This window comes from Muricoccus harenae, from assembly GCF_009848505.1.
Lineage (GTDB): Bacteria > Pseudomonadota > Alphaproteobacteria > Acetobacterales > Acetobacteraceae > Roseomonas > Roseomonas harenae.
This window is the reverse complement of the sequence record NZ_WWDL01000002.1, coordinates 200,069-218,486: the sequence shown is the minus strand read 5'-3', so window position 1 is coordinate 218,486 and position 18,418 is coordinate 200,069. Positions and strand designations below refer to the sequence as shown.

Below are 18,418 nucleotides of genomic sequence, written 5' to 3'. Positions count from 1 at the left end.
GTCAGGATATCGGCTCCTGATGCCACTTCCTCCAAGGCCCCAATGAAGCCAGGAACTCCGTCATCGATCCTTACAGGGAATGTCATCCAGGCATGGGAGAAAATCATTCGGATGTCCTGAATCATCGGCGCCCGCAACTGCGAGGACCTTCATGACCGACGCCACGAACAGCATTCCGCCAGCGCCAGCCAACGATCCGGACACATTGGGCAAGAGGCTAGGCGATGCGCCCTCCATCCATCCCACTGCTCGTGTCCGGGACAGCCGCTTCGGCCGCTGGTGCGAGGTGGGTGCCCGCAGCCAGGTGGCGGAAAGCTGCTTCGGTGACTACGCCTATGTCGCGAATGACAGCGACATCATCTATTCGGAAATTGGGCGCTTCTGTTCCATCGCCTCGCAGGTCCGGATCAATCCGGGCAACCATCCGCTGGAGCGGGTGGCGCTCAACCACTTCACCTATCGCTCCTCCGCCTATGGCCTCGGCGGTGACGATGCCGCGTTCTTTGAATGGCGCCGCGGGCATAGGGTGACGCTCGGGCCGGATGTGTGGATCGGGCATGGCGCGATCCTCCTTCCCGGCGTGACCATAGGCGCGGGGGCGGCGATCGGTGCGGGAGCGGTGGTGACGAAGGACGTTCCGGCCTTCGCGATCGTGGTTGGGGTGCCTGGCCGCGTGCTGCGAGCCCGCTTCGCGCCCGAGGTCATCGCCTCCCTGCTCCGCATCGCCTGGTGGGACTGGCCGGATGAGCGGTTGAGCGAGGCGTTGCAGGACTTCCGTGCGCTGGGTGCCGAGACCTTCTGTGCGAAATATGACCCGGGCCTACCTGGCTAGGTCGGGACAAGGGGGCTTCCCGGAAGACGGAAGCCCCCTCCCCTCAGCGGAGCGTGGGATCCAGCCGGTCCCGCAGCCAATCGCCCAACAGGCTGACCGAGAGCGTGGTCAGGACGATTATCGCGGAGGGCGCCAGCAGGACCCACGGCGCCCGGGTCAGGTATTCCCGGCCATAGCCCACCATGTTGCCCAGGGAGGTCATCGGCGGTTGCACACCGAGACCCAGGAAGGAAAGCCCGCTTTCCAGCAGGATGATCTCGGGGAAAGCGAGCGTCATCGAGACGATCAGGGTCGAGGCGATGTTCGGCAGCACATGCCGCCCATAGACCCGCCAGGGTGAGGCGCCGAGTTGCCGTACCGCCGCCGCATAGCCCTGCGCCCCGGCGCTGACTGCCAGACCACGCGCGATCCGCGCATAGCGCTCCCACCCGTTCAGGCCCAGGAGGCAGATGAAGAGGGGCAGCGAGTTCCCGAAGAAGGCCAGCACCGCGAGCGCCAGGATCAGGAAGGGCATGGCGGCCTGAAAATCCACCAGGGCCAGCACGGCCTGCTCCACCAGTCCGCGGAAATGGGCCGCGAGGAAGCCCAGCGAGACACCGAGAACGGCAGAGATGACGGTCGCCCCGAAGGCGATCAGCAGGCTCATGCGGATGGACGTGATGAGGCGAGAGAGCACGTCGCGCCCCAGCTCATCGGTCCCCAGCGGGTGCAACCATTCCCCGCCCAGGCCGATCGGTGGCGACAGGCGGTTCCGCAGATCCATGGCCGTGAAGGAAAAGGGGCTGATCAGCTCCGCCGCGAAGGCCGTGAAAAGCATCAACGCCAGCCAGAGGATGGCGAGGATCACCAGCGGCGGGACACGGAGGCGCTTGCGGGCTGGCGGGGTAACGACCACAGGCGATGCGATCGCCGCCGGATCGAGTGTGGTGTCCGACATCAGGCCGTCGCTCCCTTCGGCGCCACGCGCAGGCGTGGATCCAGGGCGCCGTAAAGAAGATCCACCACGAGATTGGCAATGACCATGGTGGTCGCGACGAGCAGCAGGATGCATTGCACCACGGCGAGGTCCCGGTTTGCCACCGCCACCACCAGCAGCCGCCCGACCCCGAGCCAGGAAAAGACGCTCTCCACCACCACGGCGCCGGCGAGCAGGCTACCGACCATGAAGCCCACGATGGTCACAGTTGGGATGGCCGCGTTCGGCAGGGCGTGGCGGCGCACGGCCACGGCCCAGGGCACGCCCTTGGCGAGGGCCGTCCGCATATAGGGCTGCCCCAGCACCTCCAGCATGGCCGAGCGCGTGAAGCGCGCCAGCACCGCCGCGCCACCGATGCCCAGGGTGAGCACCGGCAGCACCGCATGCCGCCAGCTTTCCTGCCCACCAGAGGGCAGCCAGCCAAGCTGCACCGCGAAGACCAGCACCAGGAGCAATCCCAGCACGAAGGACGGCACGGTGAAGCCCGCCACCGCCAGCAGCATCACGGCGCGATCGGCGAAGGAGTTCCGGTGCAGCGCCGCATAGACGCCCGCGGGAATGCCCAGGCCGATCTTGATCGCAAGCGCCGGCAAGGTCAGCGCAAGGGTCGCGGGGATGCGCTCGGCGACCAGTGCGATCGCCGGGCGGCCATCGCGCATGGACAGGCCCAGGTCGCCTTGGAAGATAGCCGCGAAATAGCGAAGGTACTGCTGCCAGATCGGGTCATCGAGGCCCCAGGCCTTGCGGAAGGCCGCGATCGCTTCGGGAGGCGCATCGGGCGACATGATGAGCAGCGCAGGGTCGCCGGAGAGGCGCAGGACGACGAAGGCGAAGGTCACCACCAGCACCAGCGTCAGCAGGGCACGGGCGAGGCGGATGCCAAAGAAGCGGAGCATCAGGCAGCCTCGCGCGTCTGGGCAGGGATAGGAGCGGTCGCCACGCCCGTACCCGGCGCCGCATCGCCATGGGCGACATGGCAGGCCACCAGCCGTCCATCAGAGGCGCGGCGCTTGAGCGCGGGAGCCTCCTGCGCGCAGCGGGCCAAGGCAGCGGCGCAGCGCGGATGAAAGGCGCAGCCTGAGGGCCGGGCGGCGGGATTGGGTGGGTCTCCGCGCAGCACGATACGGCCGCCGCGCCGCCCGGGATGCGGGATGGCGGAGACGAGGGCCTGCGCATAGGGATGGGCCGGGTCCTGCAGAACGGCGTCCGGCTCCCCCTCCTCCACCACCCGCCCGAGATACATCACGGCCACGCGGTGGCTCATCTGCCGCACCGCGCGCAGATCGTGGGAGATGAAGAGCATGGCGATGCCGGTGCGCGACTGCACCTCGGCCAGCAGGTTCATCACCTGCGCCTGGATGGAGACGTCCAGCGCACTGATTGGCTCGTCGCAGACTAGCAGGTCCGGCCCCGTGGCAAGCGCCCGCGCCAGCACGGCGCGCTGGCGCTGCCCGCCCGAAAGCTCATGCGGGTAGCGTCCGGCATGGTCCGGACGCAGCCCCACGTCGCGCAGAAGGGCCTCCACCCGACCGGTGCGATCCGCCCGCGTGCCGATGCCGTGGATCTCCAGCGGCTCCGCCACCTGCGCACCGATGCTCAGGCGCCGGTCCAGCGCGCCCACCGGGTCCTGGTAGACCATCGCCATCCGGGCTCGGAGGCGGCGCCATTCCGGCGTGCCCGGCGGGGGCATGCGCTCATTGGCGAAGGCGACGCCGCCGGAATCCGGCAGTTCCAGCCCCAGCACCATGCGACCGGTCGTGGACTTGCCGCAGCCGGATTCACCCACGAGGCCGAGCGTCCGCCCTCGATGCAGGGTCAGGGACACCCCATCCACCGCGCGCACCTCGGCCGGGCGGGCGAAGAGGCCCTGGCGCATGGCATAGCGCCGGACGAGATCCTGGGCGTGAAGCAGCGGTTCGGCCATGGTATCCTGAAGACCGGTCATGCCGGCAGAAGCATGGAAGCCGCCGCCCGGGCGTGGTGAACCGGGCGGATGCAGGCCGCGCGGTGGCCGGGAGCGACGGCGGCGAGGGACGGCGCTGCGGCATCGCAATCCGCCACGTGATGCGAGCAGCGCGGACCGAAGGGACAGCCGGCCGGCATGGCCCAAGGCTCCGGCACGCTGCCCGGAATGGCGGCAAGCGGTTGGCGCGGCCCGTCAATCGGCGGCAAGGCAGCAAGGAGCCCTGCGGAATAGGGATGCGCCGGGGCGGAGAAGAGTTCAGTCGAGGCCGTCTCCTCCACGATCCGGCCCGCATACATGACGCAGACCCGATCGCAGGTCTCGGCCACCACGCCGAGGTCGTGGGAGATGAGCACCAGGGCCATCCCCGTATCCCGCCGGATTTCGCCGAGCAGTTCCAGGATCTGGGCCTGGATGGTCACGTCGAGCGCCGTGGTCGGCTCGTCGGCGACCAGAAGCTCGGGCGAACCGGCGAGCGCCATGGCAATCATCACGCGCTGGTTCTGTCCGCCGGACAGTTCATGCGGATAGGCATCCAGGCGACGCCTCGCATCGGGCATGCCCACACGGTCCAGCAGCCGCCGTGCCTCCGCACGCGCGGCGGCGCCGGACAGGCCCCGGTGAAGGCGCAGCGCCTCTGCGACCTGGCGTCCAATCCGGTGCACCGGGTTCAGGCTGCTGGCGGGATCCTGGAAGATCATGACCACTCGGCCACCCCGCACCCGGTCCAGCATCGCCGGCGGGGCGTGCAGGATTTCCTGCCCGTCCAGCCGCACGCTGCCCGACACCTTTGCCTTCGCCGGCAGCAGCCCAAGGGCCGCGAGCCAGGTCACGGACTTGCCGCAGCCGGACTCTCCCACCAGCGCCACCGCCTCGCCGCGCCCGACGGTGAGGTCCACCCCTCGCAGGGCAGGCACATCGTCGAAGGCGGCGGCAAGGCCGCGGATTTCCACCAGCGGCGTCATCAAGCGCCCCAGTTGCCCTGCCGGAAGTCCATCGCGAAGGCGGGCGAGGCCTTCCAGCGGATATCCTTGCGCTTGGCGGTGAAGGTCGCGTTCTGGTGCAGCACCGTATAGGCAGGGTCCTCGCGCTCCGCGATCTCCAGCATCCGGCGGAACACCACCTTTCGGCGGGCACGGTCCGTGCTCGTCTCCAGCTCGACCGCGAGCTTGTTCAGCTCCTCGTTCGCGTACTCGCCGACCTGCTGCTGCTGCCCGTTCGGCCCATGCTGCGCGACGAGGGAGGAAACCGGGTCGTTGAAGGGCGCCGAGTTGGACCAGTCCCGCACCGCGCGGTTATCGCCGCGCTCCAGGATCTGAGACCAGTTCTCCTTCATGTCGATCGAGACGTTCAGCCCGACCTGGCGCCACATCTCGACCAGGATCTGCGCCGTCGGCGTCTGGTTCGTGTAGTAGTTGTTCAGCAGACGATAGGGGATCGCGTCACCCTTGTAATTCGCCTCCTTGAGCAGGCGGCGCGCCTCGGCCGGGTCATAGCGCGGCACCTCCCAGTCGGAGACGAACATGTCCCCGAAATACTCGAACTGCAGTCCGCGGGGGACGACGGTCCGGCCACCCCAGAGGCTGTCCACGATCGCCTTGCGGTCGATTGCGTGGGTGAAGGCGCGGCGCACGCGGGCGTCGGTCAGCGCCGCGTGGTTCTTGTCGAAGCAGGTCAGGCGGTGATTCAGGATCGTGCCACCCTGCACCTCATAGGCGCGGTCGCGCTCGATGCCGCCGATCTGGTCGGGCGGAATGTCGCAGGCAAACTGCACTTCGCCAGTCTTCAGTGCATTGATGCGGGCCGAAACCTCTGGGACCTCCAGGAAGCGGATCTGCCGCAGCGGCGGACGGCCGCCCCAATACTCATCATGCGCGGCAAGCGTCAGGGAGTGGTCCGGACGGAACTCGATAATCTTGTAGGGGCCGGTGAGCACGGGCTTCCGCGCCCAGTCGAACCAACCGTTCGCCTCCTGATAGGCACGGCGCGAGATGATCTCGCTGCCGGACCGCGAGATACGGCCTTCCAGCGTCACGTCCGGCGTTGCGTTGTGGAAGCGGACAGTGTTCTTGTCCACGATCTCGACGCGTTCCAGGGCCGGCCAGGCGCGGCGGGCCACGCCTGTCACCTCCACCGGCAGCTCACGCGCGGCAGGGGACGGGATGATGTCGCCGCGCACGGCGATGGTGCGGCCCTGTGCGGTCGGCTGGGTGGTGCCGAACATGCGCTCCGGCCCGAAGGAGAAGGCCACATCCTCGGCCGTCATCACGTCGCCGTTGTGGAAGCGGACGCCCTCGCGGAGCTTCAGCTCGACCACGCTGTCGGAGATGCGGCGCCATTCGGTGGCGAGGCCCGGAACCGGGCCCAGCCCGTTCAGCCAATCGCGGCTGATCAGCCCTTCCCAAAGGGAGGAGAAAAACACCCGCTCGCCCACATTCGACTGCTCGCGCAGCACCTCGAGCGTATTGGAGTTGGTGATCTTCTGGACCGCGATCGAGATGGACGGCCGCTGGTCGGTTTGGCCGATCGCGAAGCGCGGGAGAGCGGCAGCGGCTGCGGCGCCCAGCAGAAGGGGACGGCGGGACAGCATCATGGGATTCGTTCCTCGAGGCCCTGAGGGGTGGCGCGGAAATGGGTCAGCGTGCGCTCGGCATGGCGCATGCGGTGGGACAGGGCGCGCTGCGCGTAGTCACGCACCACGCTGGCATAGGCGTGATCCTCGGCCAGGTTGTCGAAGCCGTGGGGGTCCCGCCGCAGATCGAACAGCAAGGGTGGAAGCGCGGCGAAATGGACGTATTTCCAGTTCGCATCCTGCACGACACAGAGCGAGCAATCATCGATCGGCATGTCGAGGGCAGACTGCGGCCGCGAGTAGAAGACATCTCGGAAGTCGTATTCGTAGAAGAGATGGGTTCGCCAATCTTCTGGCTTCTCGCCCGAGACGAGAGGCAGAAGGGAATGGCCGTCGCAGGCACGGGGGATGTCTCCGCCGAGCCAGTCGAGGATCGTGGGCATGACATCCACGCTCTCAGTGAAAGCATCCTCGATCCGCCCGGCGGCATCGGCGGGTGCATCCGGGTCCTTGATCACCAGCGGAATGCGGAAGCTCTCATCATGGTAGCCGATCTTGCCCAGCAGGTAGTGATCGCCGAGCTGCTCTCCGTGGTCCGAGGTGAAGATGACCAGCGTGTCCTTCCACTGGTCCGTCTCGTCGAGATGGGCAACCACCTGACCGAGTGCGGCATCGACCTCCGAAATCATGCCAGAATAAGTCGCGCGCATCTGCGCCACCGCGCCGGCATCCAGTTCGGTCGCGGCGCCGCCGGCGCCGTGGAAGAAGGATCCCTGGCTGATGCCGTGCAGGTAGAAGTCCAGCAGCGGATGCTGCTTCGCCTCTTCCTGCCAGCTGTCCTGCCGGCGGAGGGCGGGCATGTCTTCCGGCCGGTACATCGCGTTGTAGGGAGCGGGCGCGATGAAAGGCGGATGAGGGCGATAGTAGCCGAGGTGCAGGAACCAGGGCTTGCCGTTGCGCCCCTTGAGGTAGGTGAGCGCACGCTCCGTGAAATAGGATGTGTCCGACAGTTCCGCCGGAATGCGGCTGGGGCGGTCCGTGGCGCCGGGCACATGGTCCGCGCCCTCCGGCAGCCAGATGTCCTCGCGGTTCGGCGGCAGTTCGTAGCCTTTCTGCGCGAGCCAGCCGAAATAGCCGTCCATCGTGGGCTCGAAGGCACCCACGGCGCGAAAGCCTTCCATCAGGTCGCCCAGGGTCGTGAAGCGTGGATCGAGCGGGCCGGTCGTGCGGGGATCAGGCGTGGTGGTGGTGTAGCCGATCAGCGCCGGGTCGTAGCCGATCCGCCGCAGCTCCTTCGCCAGATTGGTATGGCGCGCATCCAGCGGCACGGTGTTCTGCACCGCCCGGTGGTTCATCAGGTACAGCCCGGTCAGCAGGCTGGCGCGGGCTGGTCCGCAGGGAACGGTATTGGTGATGTGGTTCCGGAAGGTGACGCCTTCCCGGCACAGGCGGTCCAGGTTCGGCGTCTTGAGGAAGCCGGCACCGAGAGCCGGGACGAAATCGGCGCGCCACTGATCGACAACGATAAGGAGCACGTTACGGCGACTGGATCTGGATGGGGCAGCTGGCATGTCAGTCGAGGCGGGTCCCTTGGTGTGGGGACGCCTTAGTGCCGGGGTGCTACATGGAGAGGGCGGTTTGATTGCTCTTCGATGACAGCGATCGGAGCCAGCTTCACCTTCGGAAAGGGCAAGGAATAGCGGCTGCTTCCCTTGATGCGCCCGGTGCCCCTTGCCGCATCCGGAACAACGTGCCGCCCGGCTACGCCGTGGAGGGCAATCGGGCCGACCGGCGGACGATCAGCTGCCCCCGCAGCACGACCGTCTCCTCGGGCAGTGCAGGGTCCTCGATCCGCGCGGTCAGAAGATCCAGACTACGGCGCACCATGAGCCCCAAGGGTTGGCCCAGGGTCGTCAACGCATAGCCGGGCCGCCCCGAGGCCGGGACATTGTCGAAGCCGATGACGGATACTTCCTCCGGCACCCGGGCTCCCGCAGCACGCAACGCGTCGAGCACGCCCATCGCCATGATATCATTCAGGGCAAAGACAGCATCGGGCTGCTCCGCATCGCCCAGCTGCGCGATATGGCAGCCGGCGGCGTATCCTCCCTCATAGGTGGAGTTTCCCGGGAGGTGTTGACTCAGGTGGAGACCGGCTTCGGCGAGGCCAGCGCAGAAGCCGCGCTCGCGGTCGTCGGTGGTCGAGACGCCGACAGTGCCGTGCACGATGGCAAAGCGCCGATGTTCGCCTGCCAGCAGGAAGGCTGCGACCTCTCGGCCCCCGGCAGTGTTGTCGCAGGATACGGAACTGCCGTGGCGCCGGGCCACGCGGTTGACCATGACAACGGGAACGCCCCGGGCCGCGCAGATATCGGCCGCGCGGGATGTCAGCTCCGCGGAGGCGATAAGGCAACCATCAACCTGGTACTGCAACAGGGCATTGGAGGTGGTTTCCTCGATCGGGCCCGGGCCCACATGGACGATCAGCAGCCGCAGGCCGCGTTCGGCGGCCTGTGCGACGGCCTGCTCCAGCATTTCCGCGTAGAAGGGATTGTGCATGGAGCCCAGCACGAAGCCTATCAGCCCGCTTCGTCCGCCCGACAGAGTACGGGCCAGGGCATTGGGCATGTAGCCTGCCCGTTGCGCCAGCTCCGCGATGCGCCGGCGCACATCCGGCGAGATCCGCGGATCATTCTTCAGGGCCCGCGACACGGTGGAGACGGCGACCCCCGCCATCCGCGCCAAGGTCCGCACGGTCGGCCGCTCATGCGGCGGGTCGGATCGGCGGCTCGGCGCGGTGTCCATGGCCGCCTTGTACAGCAGCAGCGATCGCAGGAAACCGCATCATGCGTACGTTTGCACTAATATTACGCACAGGGGCTAGGAGTGAGTGAATAACCACCGGGGGTTCTCCTGATTCTGTAGAAACGCTGCTGCGGCCACAATGCAACCGTGTGCACGATTTTGCTGGACATCGCCTCCAGACGCTCCCTAACGTCCAGGATCAGCCGCGCCCCGCACGAAATGACGGCATGGCATTAGGAGGGAGGAAGATCATTCGATGTGCGGAGCGGCATCCCGTGAAACGGCGCGGACTTCGGCGGGATTTCCGGCATGAGCGACACGGCCTCCCCGCCACGCACCCTGTTCGAAAAGATTTGGGATCGCCATCGCATTCTCGAGCGTGAAGACGGCCAAGTGCTGCTGTTCGTGGACCGACACCTGATCCACGACGGCACGGCGCCCGCTTTCGTCACGCTGCGTCAGCGCGGCATCGCTCCACGCGCGCCGGACCGCATCTTCGCGACGCCAGACCATTATGTTCCGACCGATCATCGCAAGGTCGCTCAGATTGCGGACGCCGAGCGGCGCGGCATGGTGGAGGCGCTGGAGCGCGACACCGCGGCCCATGGCATCACCCTGTTCGGCCTCGAAGACCGCCGCCAGGGCATCGTCCACGTCATCGGCCCGGAGGAAGGGCTCAGCCAACCCGGGCTGCTGATCGTCTGTGCCGACAGCCACACCTCGACCCATGGAGCGCTTGGTGCCCTGGCCTTCGGTGTCGGCATGACGGAAGCCACGCATGTGCTTGCGACCCAGACGCTGTGGCAGCGCAAGCCGAAGACCATGCGGATCGCAGTTGAAGGAGAGCTGGGTCCCGGCGTCGGCGCCAAGGACGTGATCCTGGCCATCATCGCGCAGATCGGCACGGCAGGGGCGACCGGCCATGTCATCGAATATGCCGGCTCGGCCATCACCGGCCTGTCCATGGAAAGCCGGCTGACCCTGTGCAACATGTCGATCGAGGCAGGCGCGCGCGCCGGGATGGTTGCACCGGACGAGACCACCTACGCCTATCTCGCCGGCCGTCCTTACGCGCCAAAAGGCCGCGACTGGGACGCCGCCCTGGCGCGCTGGCGCGCCCTCCCCAGTGACCCCGGCGCAGTCTTCGACCGCGAGGTCACACTCGATGCCGGCGCCATCGAACCCATGGTTACCTGGGGCACCTCGCCAGAGGATGCTCTGCCGATCAGCGCCACCGTACCCGATCCTGCGGACACGCCGGACCCGGAGCGGCGCGGCGCGATGGAGCGGGCGCTGGACTATATGGGCCTGAGCCCCGGCACCGCGCTCGCCGACATTCCTGTCGACCGCGTGTTCATCGGCTCCTGCACCAATGGCCGTATCGAGGATCTGCGCAGTGCGGCCGCCGTGGTGCGCGGCCGCCGCGTCGCCCCGCGCGTCCAGGCCTGGGTCGTTCCCGGATCCGGCCTGGTTCGGGAGCAGGCCGAGGCCGAAGGGCTGCACCGCGTCTTCCTCGAAGCCGGCTTCGAATGGCGGGAGGCGGGCTGCTCCATGTGCCTGGGCACCAATGGGGAGATCGTGGCGCCGGGTCAGCGCTGCGCCTCGACTTCCAATCGAAACTTCGTCGGGCGGCAGGGGCCGAAGGCCCGCACTCATCTGATGGGGCCCGCCATGGCGGCTGCGGCGGCCGTGACTGGCCGGCTCACCGACATACGCCGGCTGGAGGGCTGAGCATGGAGGTCTTCCGCCGTCTGGATGCCGCGGCCATGCCGATCGACCGGCCGAATGTGGATACGGATCAGATCACCCCGGCGCGCTTCCTGCACAAGCCGCGCAGCGACAATCACGGGACCTATCTGTTCCACGATGTTCGCCGGCGGGCGGACGGCACGCCGGATCCGGCGTTTCCGCTGAACCAGGAGGCATTCGCCGAGGCCAGGATCATCGTCGCCGATCGCAACTTCGCCTGCGGTTCGTCGCGCGAGAACGCCGTCTGGGCGCTGCATGATCACGGCTTCCGGGCGGCCATCGCGCCAAGCTTCGGCGATATTTTCTTTTCCAACAGCCTGAAGAACGGCCTGTTGCCCGTGGTGCTCCCGCAGCCCGTCGTGACCGACCTTCTTGCTGCCTTGCAGGAGCAGCCCGGCGCCCGTGTGCAGGTTGATCTGGAGGAGCAGACGGTCACGACCCCGGATGGCACCGTGCACCGCTTCGAGGTTGATCCCTTCTCCCGCCACTGCCTGCTGAACGGCATCGACGAGCTTGCCTACACGCAGGAACTGGCGCCGCAGATCGACGCCTTCATGAACCGCTACGGCAGGGAAAACCGCTGACATCCGGCCCCGGCCGAAAAGGAGACGCGCGTGAGGATTTTGGTTCTGCCAGGGGACGGGATCGGCCCGGAAGTGACGGCACAGGCGCTCAAGGCGCTGCGCGCCGTCGCCGCCAACGGACCCCAGTTCGAGATCGCGGATGGACTGATCGGCGATGCTGCGCTGGACGCCGAAGGGGACCCCCTGCCCGATGCGACGCTGGACGCGGCCCGTCGCGCCGACGGCATCCTCTTCGGCGCCGCCGGGACCTATGAGAGCGATCTCCTGCCCCCGGAGAAGCGCGGCGGCCATGGGCTGCTGCGCCTGCGCAAGGCGTTGGACCTCTATGCCAATTTCCGGCCCGTCTTCGCCTTTCCGGAGCTGATCGGCGCCTCGACGCTGCGCCGGGAGGTGGTCGAGGGCGTGGACCTCATCGTGCTGCGCGAGCTGACCGGTGACATCTATTTCGGCACGCCCCGCGGCGTGCACCGGGATGAATCCGGTGAACGCTATGGCATCAACACCATGCACTACCGGGAGTCAGAGATCCGCCGCATCGCGCATTGCGCCTTTCGCGCCGCGAGGGGGCGCCGCCGGAAGGTCTGCTCCGTGGACAAGGCCAATGTACTGGAAACCATGGTGCTGTGGCGTGAGGTTGTCACGGAGGTCGGGCAGGAATACCCCGATGTCGAGCTGACGCATCTCTATGTGGATGCGGCCTCCATGCACCTGATCCGCCGCCCCCGCGACTTCGACGTCATGGTCACGGGCAATATGTTCGGCGACATCCTGTCGGATGCCGCGGCCATGCTCACGGGGTCGATCGGCATGCTGCCCTCAGCCTCCATCGGCCCTTCCGGGAATGGCCTCTACGAGCCGGTTCATGGATCCGCGCCCGATATCGCAGGGCAGGACCTCGCAAATCCGCTCGCGTCGATCATGTCCGCCGCGATGATGCTGCGTCATTCGCTACGGCACGAGGAGGGTGCGCGCCTCATCGAGGCGGCGGTGCGCCACGTGCTCGCGGAGGGCTACCGCACCCCGGACATCATGCAGGACGGCGCCCGCCGTGTCGGCACGGCCGAGATGGGAGATGCGGTCGCTGCGGCTGTTGGCCGCATAAGGAATTAGCCCGGCATCGGAGCACCGGGGAGGTTTGCACGGGAGGAAAAAATAAATGGTCCAGACGAACCGGCGCGCCCTGATCGGTGCGGCACTCGCAATGCCTATGCTCGGGCACAGTGCCCGGGGGCAGGCCTGGCCTGCGCGGCCTATCCGCTTCATCGTCGCCTTCGCGGCCGGTGGTGCCGCCGACACTGTGGCGCGCGCCTTTGGTGCGAAGCTGGGCGAGATGCTCGGCGAGACGATCATCGTGGAGAACCGGACCGGGGGGAACGCCCTCGTCGCGGCCAATGCCACGCTGCAGGCGCCGGCGGATGGCTATACCTTCCTGGTCGATGCCGCCAACCAGGTGACCAACCCGCGGCTGATGCCCAATCTTCCCTTCAACTACAGCACGGCCTTCGTTCCGGTCTCGCAGTTCGTGAACTTCCCACAGGTCGTCGCAGTGAAGACGGACTTCCCGGCACGCACCATTCGAGAGTTCATCGACTACGCGAAGAAGCACCCCGGAGCCATCAGCTACGGCACGCCGCCGGCAGCCGGCACGGGGCACTTGGCCGGCGAACTGCTGCAGCAACGCACGGGGATCCGGCTGGTGCATGTTCCCTATCGCGGCGGCGCCGATGCCGCGCGCGACATCACCGGGGGCACGGTGGACGCGGCGATAATCACCACCTCCTCCATCAGGCCGCCGGTGGAGAGCGGGCGCGCCCGCGTCCTGGCTGTGACCAGCACACATCGCTCAGCCGCCTATCCTGACGCACCAACGCTGATCGAGACCGGGCTGGAAGGCTTCGAGATTAATGACTGGAGCGGCCTTTTCGCCGCTGCGAGCACGCCACGACCGATCATCGAGCGCATGTCGGCGGCGGTGGCGGAGGCTGCACGAGACCGCAACGTCCGAGGGCGTCTCGAACCGCTGGGGGCCGAAGTGCTGGGCAGCACGATGCCGGAGTTTGCCGATTTTCTGAACCGGCAGCGTGGACTGCTGGTCAAGGTCATCGACGATGGAGGCATTACGATCGGATAGGCCCAGCGTGGAGCTGCTTGGAAGGGGCGATATCGTGGTTGCCGGACGCGCTGCTGAGCGGACGTGCCGCGGGAGGTTGAAATGCCATACTTCGCCGCTTTGGCGGTCTGGTTGAAGAGGACCCCAAACAGCTGGCATTTCGACTCATGCCACAAAAGAAGGGCGGGACCCTAAGGTCCCGCCGAGTTTGGGAGGAAACGTCCAAGAAAGCGGCAACATAGAAGACTGGCTGCCACCGCGCCGAGATAGGCGTCCGCTGCCCCTCCGGCAACCCCCATGACGCGGTGCAAGTTTGCCGAAAGATCAGAGTTCAGGGAGGAAGGTTGATCCTCACATACGGGGAGAATGGAACCATACGTCTGGTGCATTGGATCAGCTGTGCCCCACCGCACATATGGCTGCTCGCCAAGACGCCGACATCGTGCCGCCGCCATAGGACAGGATGAAGCCATGTCTTCCTTCTGCGTCCTCAAGATCCTCCAGACCTTCTGCCTCGCGGCTCTCTGCTGAGCCCACTCGTCAGCGGCTGCGCCTTGGCCACCCTGTCCCCGGCCCGACCGCCGTCAGGGCCTTGACGCGGAAGAACGGCCACACGCCGCTTGCCGGCAAGACCGCGACCCAGACCTATCTCGAGCAGTCCGGTGCGACGGGTGGCGGCGGGAGCTTCTCGCATGGGCGTGCCAGACCGATGCCCATGTGATCGAGGACGAATACGATAGCAGTCCCAAGCCTGCCACTCAGAAATGAGCCTTATAAGTCCATATCCGTTTTACTCACTGATCCAGCTGGTGTTCATCCACTAACTCTTCAGCAGGATTGCCACGATTCACCGTAAGGTCGCTTGGATCCTGAAGTACGAGGAGAGGTAAGATGGATATCAAGCGCGCGGGGACGGAGCCGTCCGGCAAAGGACCGGCCGATTGGTTCACGGGCATCGTCCGCATCGACCCGCTGTTCAGCCCGCCGGACCCGGCCCGCGTCACTGGCGCCCTGGTCACCTTCGAGCCCGGCGCGCGTACCGCCTGGCACACGCATCCATTAGGGCAGACCCTGATTGTCACCGCGGGCTGCGGTTGGGTGCAGCACGAGGGCGGCCCGGTTGAGGAGATCCGTCCCGGCGACGTGGTCTGGTTTCCCCCCGGGGAAAAGCACTGGCATGGTGCCACGGCAACTACGGCCATGAGCCACATCGCCATCCAGGAGAAGTCCAACGGCTCCCCCGTGGATTGGATGGAGCACGTCACGGACGAGCAGTACGGGCACTGAGGCTGGCGGTGACCCGGCATCGCTGGAAAGCCACGGACTGGCTGTTGGCGCCTGCACCGCCTGCCTGGACCTGGACCCGGAGCTTGGGACCGCTCGCCCGGCTCCAATGTCTGGTCGCAATTCTGCGCGGCCTAAATGCGATTTTCCTCGTCCGCGCCCTAGGTAGGGGACTCATTCAGGTCCACTCGTTGACGGTGGCGATGAGGGCGAGGCTGACCAGGTAATTCCGGGCGAGGCGGTCGTATCGTGTGGCCAGTCTCCGCCAGTTTTTGAGGCGACAGAACAGACGCTCGAGAACGTTGCGGCGCTTGTAGGCACGGTGGTCGAGTGGGTAGGGCACCGTGCGGGTGGCAGTGGACGGGATAACGGCCTTGATGCGCCTGTCCTTCAGCCAACGGCGGAGGCTTTCGGCGTCACAGGCCTTGTCAGCGAGAAGACGTCCGGGGCGTGCCACGGACTGGAGCAGTGGCAGGGCCATGCTGATGTCGGCGGTGTTGCCGGGCGTCAGCGCGAAGGCGACCGGTTGGCCACGATCATTGGCCAGGCAATGGATTTTCGAGGCGCGGCCGCCACGCGAGCGTCCGACCGCCTTCGTCCCCCCCCTTTTCCGCCTGCTGCCGAGCGGTGGGCTTTGACATGCGAACTGCCGAGGCTGAGTTCCTGCGGGACCTCGCCTACCGCCGCTACTTTCTCGAACAGGCGCTGCCAGAGACCGCGCTGGGACCAACGGTTAAAGCGGTTTAGACTGTGGTGGGCGGGCCGTACTCGGGCGGCACATCGCGCCAGCGACAGCCTGTCTTGAGCGCATGCAGGATCCCGCTGATCACCCGCCGGTCGTCGACCCGCGGCTTGCCCGGCCTGCCGCGCGGAAGGTGCAGATCGATGGCCGCCCAGGCCTCATCCGAAGGCCAGAACAGACGCGCCATCTCAGCCTCCTGATCAACCAAACCCGATCAGGAGGTAAAAACGTCAGCAAACCCCGAGAGGCGTTTGGGTTCCCCCTAGCCGTTAGATGCCTGCCCGCGAAGCACACCAACCATGTGGGGAACGACCGCTACGTCCTCAGGCAGAAGCCAGACAATACAAAAACTTACGGGCAATTTTCCGGAGTGGCGTCCCGTACGGGAGTGTGATCAGTGTTCGGTCGCGTCCGGTGACGTTCAGGCACGCCCGCAAATTCAATGGCTTGTGCAATCGAGTGTCCACCGGCGTCCGCCCCCGTTCGGGTGCGTTGCTGTCGCATTGTGGGGGTGATTGTGGGGGTGGCTGAGTTGTGCTTCCACTTCGGTGGAGGTCTGAAATGCCTAAGCTTTCCGAACGTGCCGTCGCCTCAGCGAAGCCTCGGGAGAAGGTCTATCGGCTCTCCGATGGCAATGGGCTGCTGCTCGAGGTGCGCCCCGCCGGCGGTAAGGCCTGGCTGTACCGCTTCATGCTCTCGGGCCGGCGCCGCGGTATGGGGCTGGACGCCTATCCTGAGGTCGGCTTGGCCGCAGCCCGGAAGAAGGCACGCGATGCCGCGGACCTGGTGGAGGAGGGCACTGACCCAATCGTTGCCCGGGACACCTTGGCCCGCGAAGAAGCCGCCAGGGAAGTCCAGGAGGAGGGCCGGCAAGCCCGAACCTTCCGGGACGTGGCCGAGGGCTTGGTGAAAGCGCAGACGCCCGGCTGGACCAGCGGCAAGACGCTGGCGAGCTGGCGCCTCACCCTCGACCGCCACGCCTATCCCGCGATCGGTGACGTCCCCATCGCCGACGTGACCCGGGAGCATGTGGTGGCGGCCCTCACCCCTGTCTGGACCACCCGTCCTGCCACAGCCCGAAAGCTGCAGCGCCGCCTGGCATCGGTGCTGGACTACGCAGCCGCCCATGGCTGGCGCTCGACCGACAACCCAGCCACAGGCCGCGTCCTGCGGCTGACCAAGTCCCTGCCGAAGCAGCCGCTGGAGCAGAAGCAGCCCTCGCTGCCCTGGCAGCAGGCGCCTGCCTTTGTCAGCACTGTCGGAACGATGGATGGCACCGCGCCCCTCGCCCTCCGTTTCGCGATCCTGACCGCCGTCCGCTCAGCCGAGGTGCGTCATGCCCGCTGGTCGGAGATCGACTTCGGCACCCGGATCTGGACCATCCCGGCCGAGCGCATGAAGGGTGGCCGCGCCCGCGCCCTCCCCCACACCGGGTGCCGATCACCGCACCGATGATGGAGGTGCTGGCACTCGCCGCGGTGCACCTCACCGGAGAGATCGAGAAGCCGGAGGATCTGCCCGCCCAGGCGGCACTGAAAGCCCCTGCCCTGATCTTCCCCTCCCCCACTGGCGTGGCGCTTAGTGACGCCGCCCTCGGCGCCTGCATCCGCCGCATGAACGAGGGCGCACCCGAGGGTGGCCCGCTCCCGTGGCAGGACGTGGACGGCCGAGCCGCTACTCCGCACGGCTTCCGCCGCTCCTTTCGGAGTTGGGTGGATGACACCCGGCCGGAAGCCAGCGAAGCGGCCGAGAAGGCTCTCGCCCATGAGGACGAGAACACGGTCCGCGCTGCCTACCGCGGATCCGACATGCTCGAGCAGCGCCGGCCATTGATGGAGGCATGGGGCAAATTTTGCACCGGAGCCGCCCTCAAGCAGGGCACCGCCTAGCCCCAAAACTTCATTTTCACCCCCACCCTGTGTTTTCCGGTCGGGACGGTCGGGACAGCCAATGTTTACAGGGGTTTTCGGCGTCCCGACCGGTGGGACATGGTCGGGACGGTCGGGGCAGGGGGGAAAGAAGGAGTGGGGGGCCTCTTTCCGGCTACTGGGACCCTGGAGGGATGAGGCGGGGTGCCGTGTAGCGGTTCCGGAAGGCACGGGAACGCGGCCACGCATCACGCCGATCGTATTCTGCGGACGCCCCTACATTTCGCTTGTTCACGCGTCCGTGATGTGTGCATTCTGCGCGTGGCAACAACCTGCGGCTGTAGGTCTGCCGTCATCCTGGACGTTTTCCCCTTCAACTCGGCGGCTTCGGCTGCCGGCTGCTTTGTGCGGGTCATGGTTGCCGTCAGAGGCTCGGTAGCGCTTGGCATGCTCCGGGCGTCTAGTCCTGACGTGACCACCAGCTCGCCGTGGAGCTCGGATGCATCTCCCCGCCCCAGCCCGGGTCATTTTCCTCTTCCTCGCCAGCGGCTCTCTTTGGTGGGGCGCTTTGTGGGTTCTAGGGGTGCCCGTGGCTCGGTAAGTGGAGCGCTAAGGAGCTCGGGCTGTTTGATGCGCATTGGCGGCAACGGCTTGTTCCGGTGCCGAGGCCTACACTATGTCCCGCTCCACCTGACCCGCCACCTAGCGCCGCCGCGGACCTCGCCCGAGTTCTGCCTGGGCAGGCTCATAGGCATCCTGGGCGCTGCGGTAGCTCCTAGCACTAGTCCTGAAGGTCTGATCAACCCTGGTCAGGCGCCAGCCCCAGCCTGCGGAGCCTGGGCCTCTGCGCTCCACGACGATCTCTGGGACGGAACGTGCGGGCTGGATGCTGGATAGGGTCGTCATCGCTGCTTCCAACGCCCTACGCGTCCA

15 protein-coding genes and 1 pseudogene are annotated in these 18,418 nt (G+C 66.8%); 8 read left to right on the top strand and 8 right to left on the bottom strand.

Going from position 1 to position 18,418, the window contains the following annotated elements; genetic code table 11:
* The first annotated feature begins 151 nt into the window (after positions 1–151).
* Positions 152–832, top strand: coding sequence for an LbetaH domain-containing protein (locus GSE44_RS03245; protein ID WP_159347252.1), 681 nt, complete (start codon positions 152–154; stop codon positions 830–832).
* A gap of 43 nt (positions 833–875) precedes the next feature.
* On the opposite strand, the gene GSE44_RS03240 is transcribed toward GSE44_RS03245, so the two are convergent.
* The 7 genes from GSE44_RS03240 to GSE44_RS03210 form a co-directional block, all read right to left on the bottom strand.
* Entirely contained in the window at positions 876–1,769 is an 894-nt protein-coding gene (locus tag GSE44_RS03240; protein ID WP_159347250.1) for an ABC transporter permease, read from the bottom strand.
* Positions 1,769–2,704, bottom strand: coding sequence for an ABC transporter permease (locus GSE44_RS03235; protein ID WP_201305912.1), 936 nt, complete (start codon positions 2,702–2,704; stop codon positions 1,769–1,771). Before GSE44_RS03235 ends, GSE44_RS03240 begins: the two co-directional genes overlap by 1 nt.
* A complete protein-coding gene (locus tag GSE44_RS03230; RefSeq protein WP_159347248.1) occupies positions 2,704–3,732 on the bottom strand; it encodes an ABC transporter ATP-binding protein in 1,029 nt (342 codons plus the stop codon). The genes GSE44_RS03235 and GSE44_RS03230 overlap by 1 nt, the downstream gene beginning before the upstream one ends.
* A 17-nt stretch (positions 3,733–3,749) precedes the next feature.
* Positions 3,750–4,736, bottom strand: coding sequence for an ABC transporter ATP-binding protein (locus GSE44_RS03225; RefSeq protein WP_159347246.1), 987 nt, complete (start codon positions 4,734–4,736; stop codon positions 3,750–3,752).
* Positions 4,736–6,364, bottom strand: a complete 1,629-nt coding sequence (locus GSE44_RS03220) for an ABC transporter substrate-binding protein (protein ID WP_159347244.1) — start codon at positions 6,362–6,364, stop codon at positions 4,736–4,738. The genes GSE44_RS03225 and GSE44_RS03220 overlap by 1 nt, the downstream gene beginning before the upstream one ends.
* The gene (pehA, locus tag GSE44_RS03215; RefSeq protein ID WP_235924525.1) at positions 6,361–7,878 is read right to left on the bottom strand and encodes a phosphoric/sulfuric ester hydrolase PehA; all 1,518 of its coding nucleotides are present in this window, start codon (positions 7,876–7,878) and stop codon (positions 6,361–6,363) included. The genes GSE44_RS03220 and pehA overlap by 4 nt, the downstream gene beginning before the upstream one ends.
* 226 nt (positions 7,879–8,104) lie before the next feature.
* A complete protein-coding gene (locus GSE44_RS03210; protein WP_159347240.1) occupies positions 8,105–9,148 on the bottom strand; it encodes a LacI family DNA-binding transcriptional regulator in 1,044 nt (347 codons plus the stop codon).
* Positions 9,149–9,457: 309 nt separating this feature from the next.
* Here GSE44_RS03210 and leuC point away from each other — a divergent pair, with 309 nt between their 5' ends.
* The 5 genes from leuC (at position 9,458) to GSE44_RS03185 (ending at position 14,878) form a co-directional block, all read left to right on the top strand.
* A complete protein-coding gene (leuC, locus tag GSE44_RS03205; protein ID WP_159347237.1) occupies positions 9,458–10,879 on the top strand; it encodes a 3-isopropylmalate dehydratase large subunit in 1,422 nt (473 codons plus the stop codon).
* A 2-nt stretch (positions 10,880–10,881) separates the two neighbouring features.
* Positions 10,882–11,481: a 3-isopropylmalate dehydratase small subunit gene (gene leuD, locus GSE44_RS03200; protein ID WP_159347235.1), complete on the top strand. Its 600-nt coding sequence runs from the start codon at positions 10,882–10,884 to the stop codon at positions 11,479–11,481.
* Between the two features lie 30 nt (positions 11,482–11,511).
* Positions 11,512–12,591: a 3-isopropylmalate dehydrogenase gene (leuB, locus tag GSE44_RS03195; RefSeq protein WP_159347233.1), complete on the top strand. Its 1,080-nt coding sequence runs from the start codon at positions 11,512–11,514 to the stop codon at positions 12,589–12,591.
* A 46-nt stretch (positions 12,592–12,637) separates the two neighbouring features.
* Positions 12,638–13,612, top strand: coding sequence for a Bug family tripartite tricarboxylate transporter substrate binding protein (locus tag GSE44_RS03190; RefSeq protein WP_159347231.1), 975 nt, complete (start codon positions 12,638–12,640; stop codon positions 13,610–13,612).
* Positions 13,613–14,482: 870 nt separating this feature from the next.
* Positions 14,483–14,878, top strand: a complete 396-nt coding sequence (locus tag GSE44_RS03185; protein ID WP_159347229.1) for a (R)-mandelonitrile lyase — start codon at positions 14,483–14,485, stop codon at positions 14,876–14,878.
* Between the two features lie 175 nt (positions 14,879–15,053).
* Here the strand turns inward: GSE44_RS03185 and GSE44_RS03180 are convergent.
* A pseudogene (locus GSE44_RS03180) lies at positions 15,054–15,804 on the bottom strand (IS5 family transposase).
* A 374-nt stretch (positions 15,805–16,178) separates the two neighbouring features.
* On the opposite strand from GSE44_RS03180, the gene GSE44_RS03175 reads away from it, so the two are divergent.
* Together GSE44_RS03175 and GSE44_RS03170 are read left to right on the top strand one after the other, a co-directional pair.
* The gene (locus GSE44_RS03175) at positions 16,179–17,072 is read left to right on the top strand and encodes a tyrosine-type recombinase/integrase (RefSeq protein WP_159347227.1); all 894 of its coding nucleotides are present in this window, start codon (positions 16,179–16,181) and stop codon (positions 17,070–17,072) included.
* Positions 17,069–17,506 (top strand): site-specific integrase, encoded by a 438-nt coding sequence (locus GSE44_RS03170; RefSeq protein ID WP_159347225.1) that lies wholly within the window; start codon positions 17,069–17,071, stop codon positions 17,504–17,506. Before GSE44_RS03175 ends, GSE44_RS03170 begins: the two co-directional genes overlap by 4 nt.
* The last annotated feature ends 912 nt before the right edge of the window (positions 17,507–18,418 follow it).

Coding starts and splice junctions, on each gene's coding strand:
- GSE44_RS03245 (WP_159347252.1), top strand. CDS start 152: ATGACCGACGCCACGAACAGCATTCCGCCAGCGCCAGCCAACGATCCG.
- GSE44_RS03240 (WP_159347250.1), bottom strand. CDS start 1,769: ATGTCGGACACCACACTCGATCCGGCGGCGATCGCATCGCCTGTGGTC.
- GSE44_RS03235 (WP_201305912.1), bottom strand. CDS start 2,704: ATGCTCCGCTTCTTTGGCATCCGCCTCGCCCGTGCCCTGCTGACGCTG.
- GSE44_RS03230 (WP_159347248.1), bottom strand. CDS start 3,732: ATGGCCGAACCGCTGCTTCACGCCCAGGATCTCGTCCGGCGCTATGCC.
- GSE44_RS03225 (WP_159347246.1), bottom strand. CDS start 4,736: ATGACGCCGCTGGTGGAAATCCGCGGCCTTGCCGCCGCCTTCGACGAT.
- GSE44_RS03220 (WP_159347244.1), bottom strand. CDS start 6,364: ATGATGCTGTCCCGCCGTCCCCTTCTGCTGGGCGCCGCAGCCGCTGCC.
- GSE44_RS03210 (WP_159347240.1), bottom strand. CDS start 9,148: ATGGACACCGCGCCGAGCCGCCGATCCGACCCGCCGCATGAGCGGCCG.
- leuC (WP_159347237.1), top strand. CDS start 9,458: ATGAGCGACACGGCCTCCCCGCCACGCACCCTGTTCGAAAAGATTTGG.
- leuD (WP_159347235.1), top strand. CDS start 10,882: ATGGAGGTCTTCCGCCGTCTGGATGCCGCGGCCATGCCGATCGACCGG.
- GSE44_RS03190 (WP_159347231.1), top strand. CDS start 12,638: ATGGTCCAGACGAACCGGCGCGCCCTGATCGGTGCGGCACTCGCAATG.
- GSE44_RS03185 (WP_159347229.1), top strand. CDS start 14,483: ATGGATATCAAGCGCGCGGGGACGGAGCCGTCCGGCAAAGGACCGGCC.
- GSE44_RS03175 (WP_159347227.1), top strand. CDS start 16,179: ATGCCTAAGCTTTCCGAACGTGCCGTCGCCTCAGCGAAGCCTCGGGAG.
- GSE44_RS03170 (WP_159347225.1), top strand. CDS start 17,069: ATGATGGAGGTGCTGGCACTCGCCGCGGTGCACCTCACCGGAGAGATC.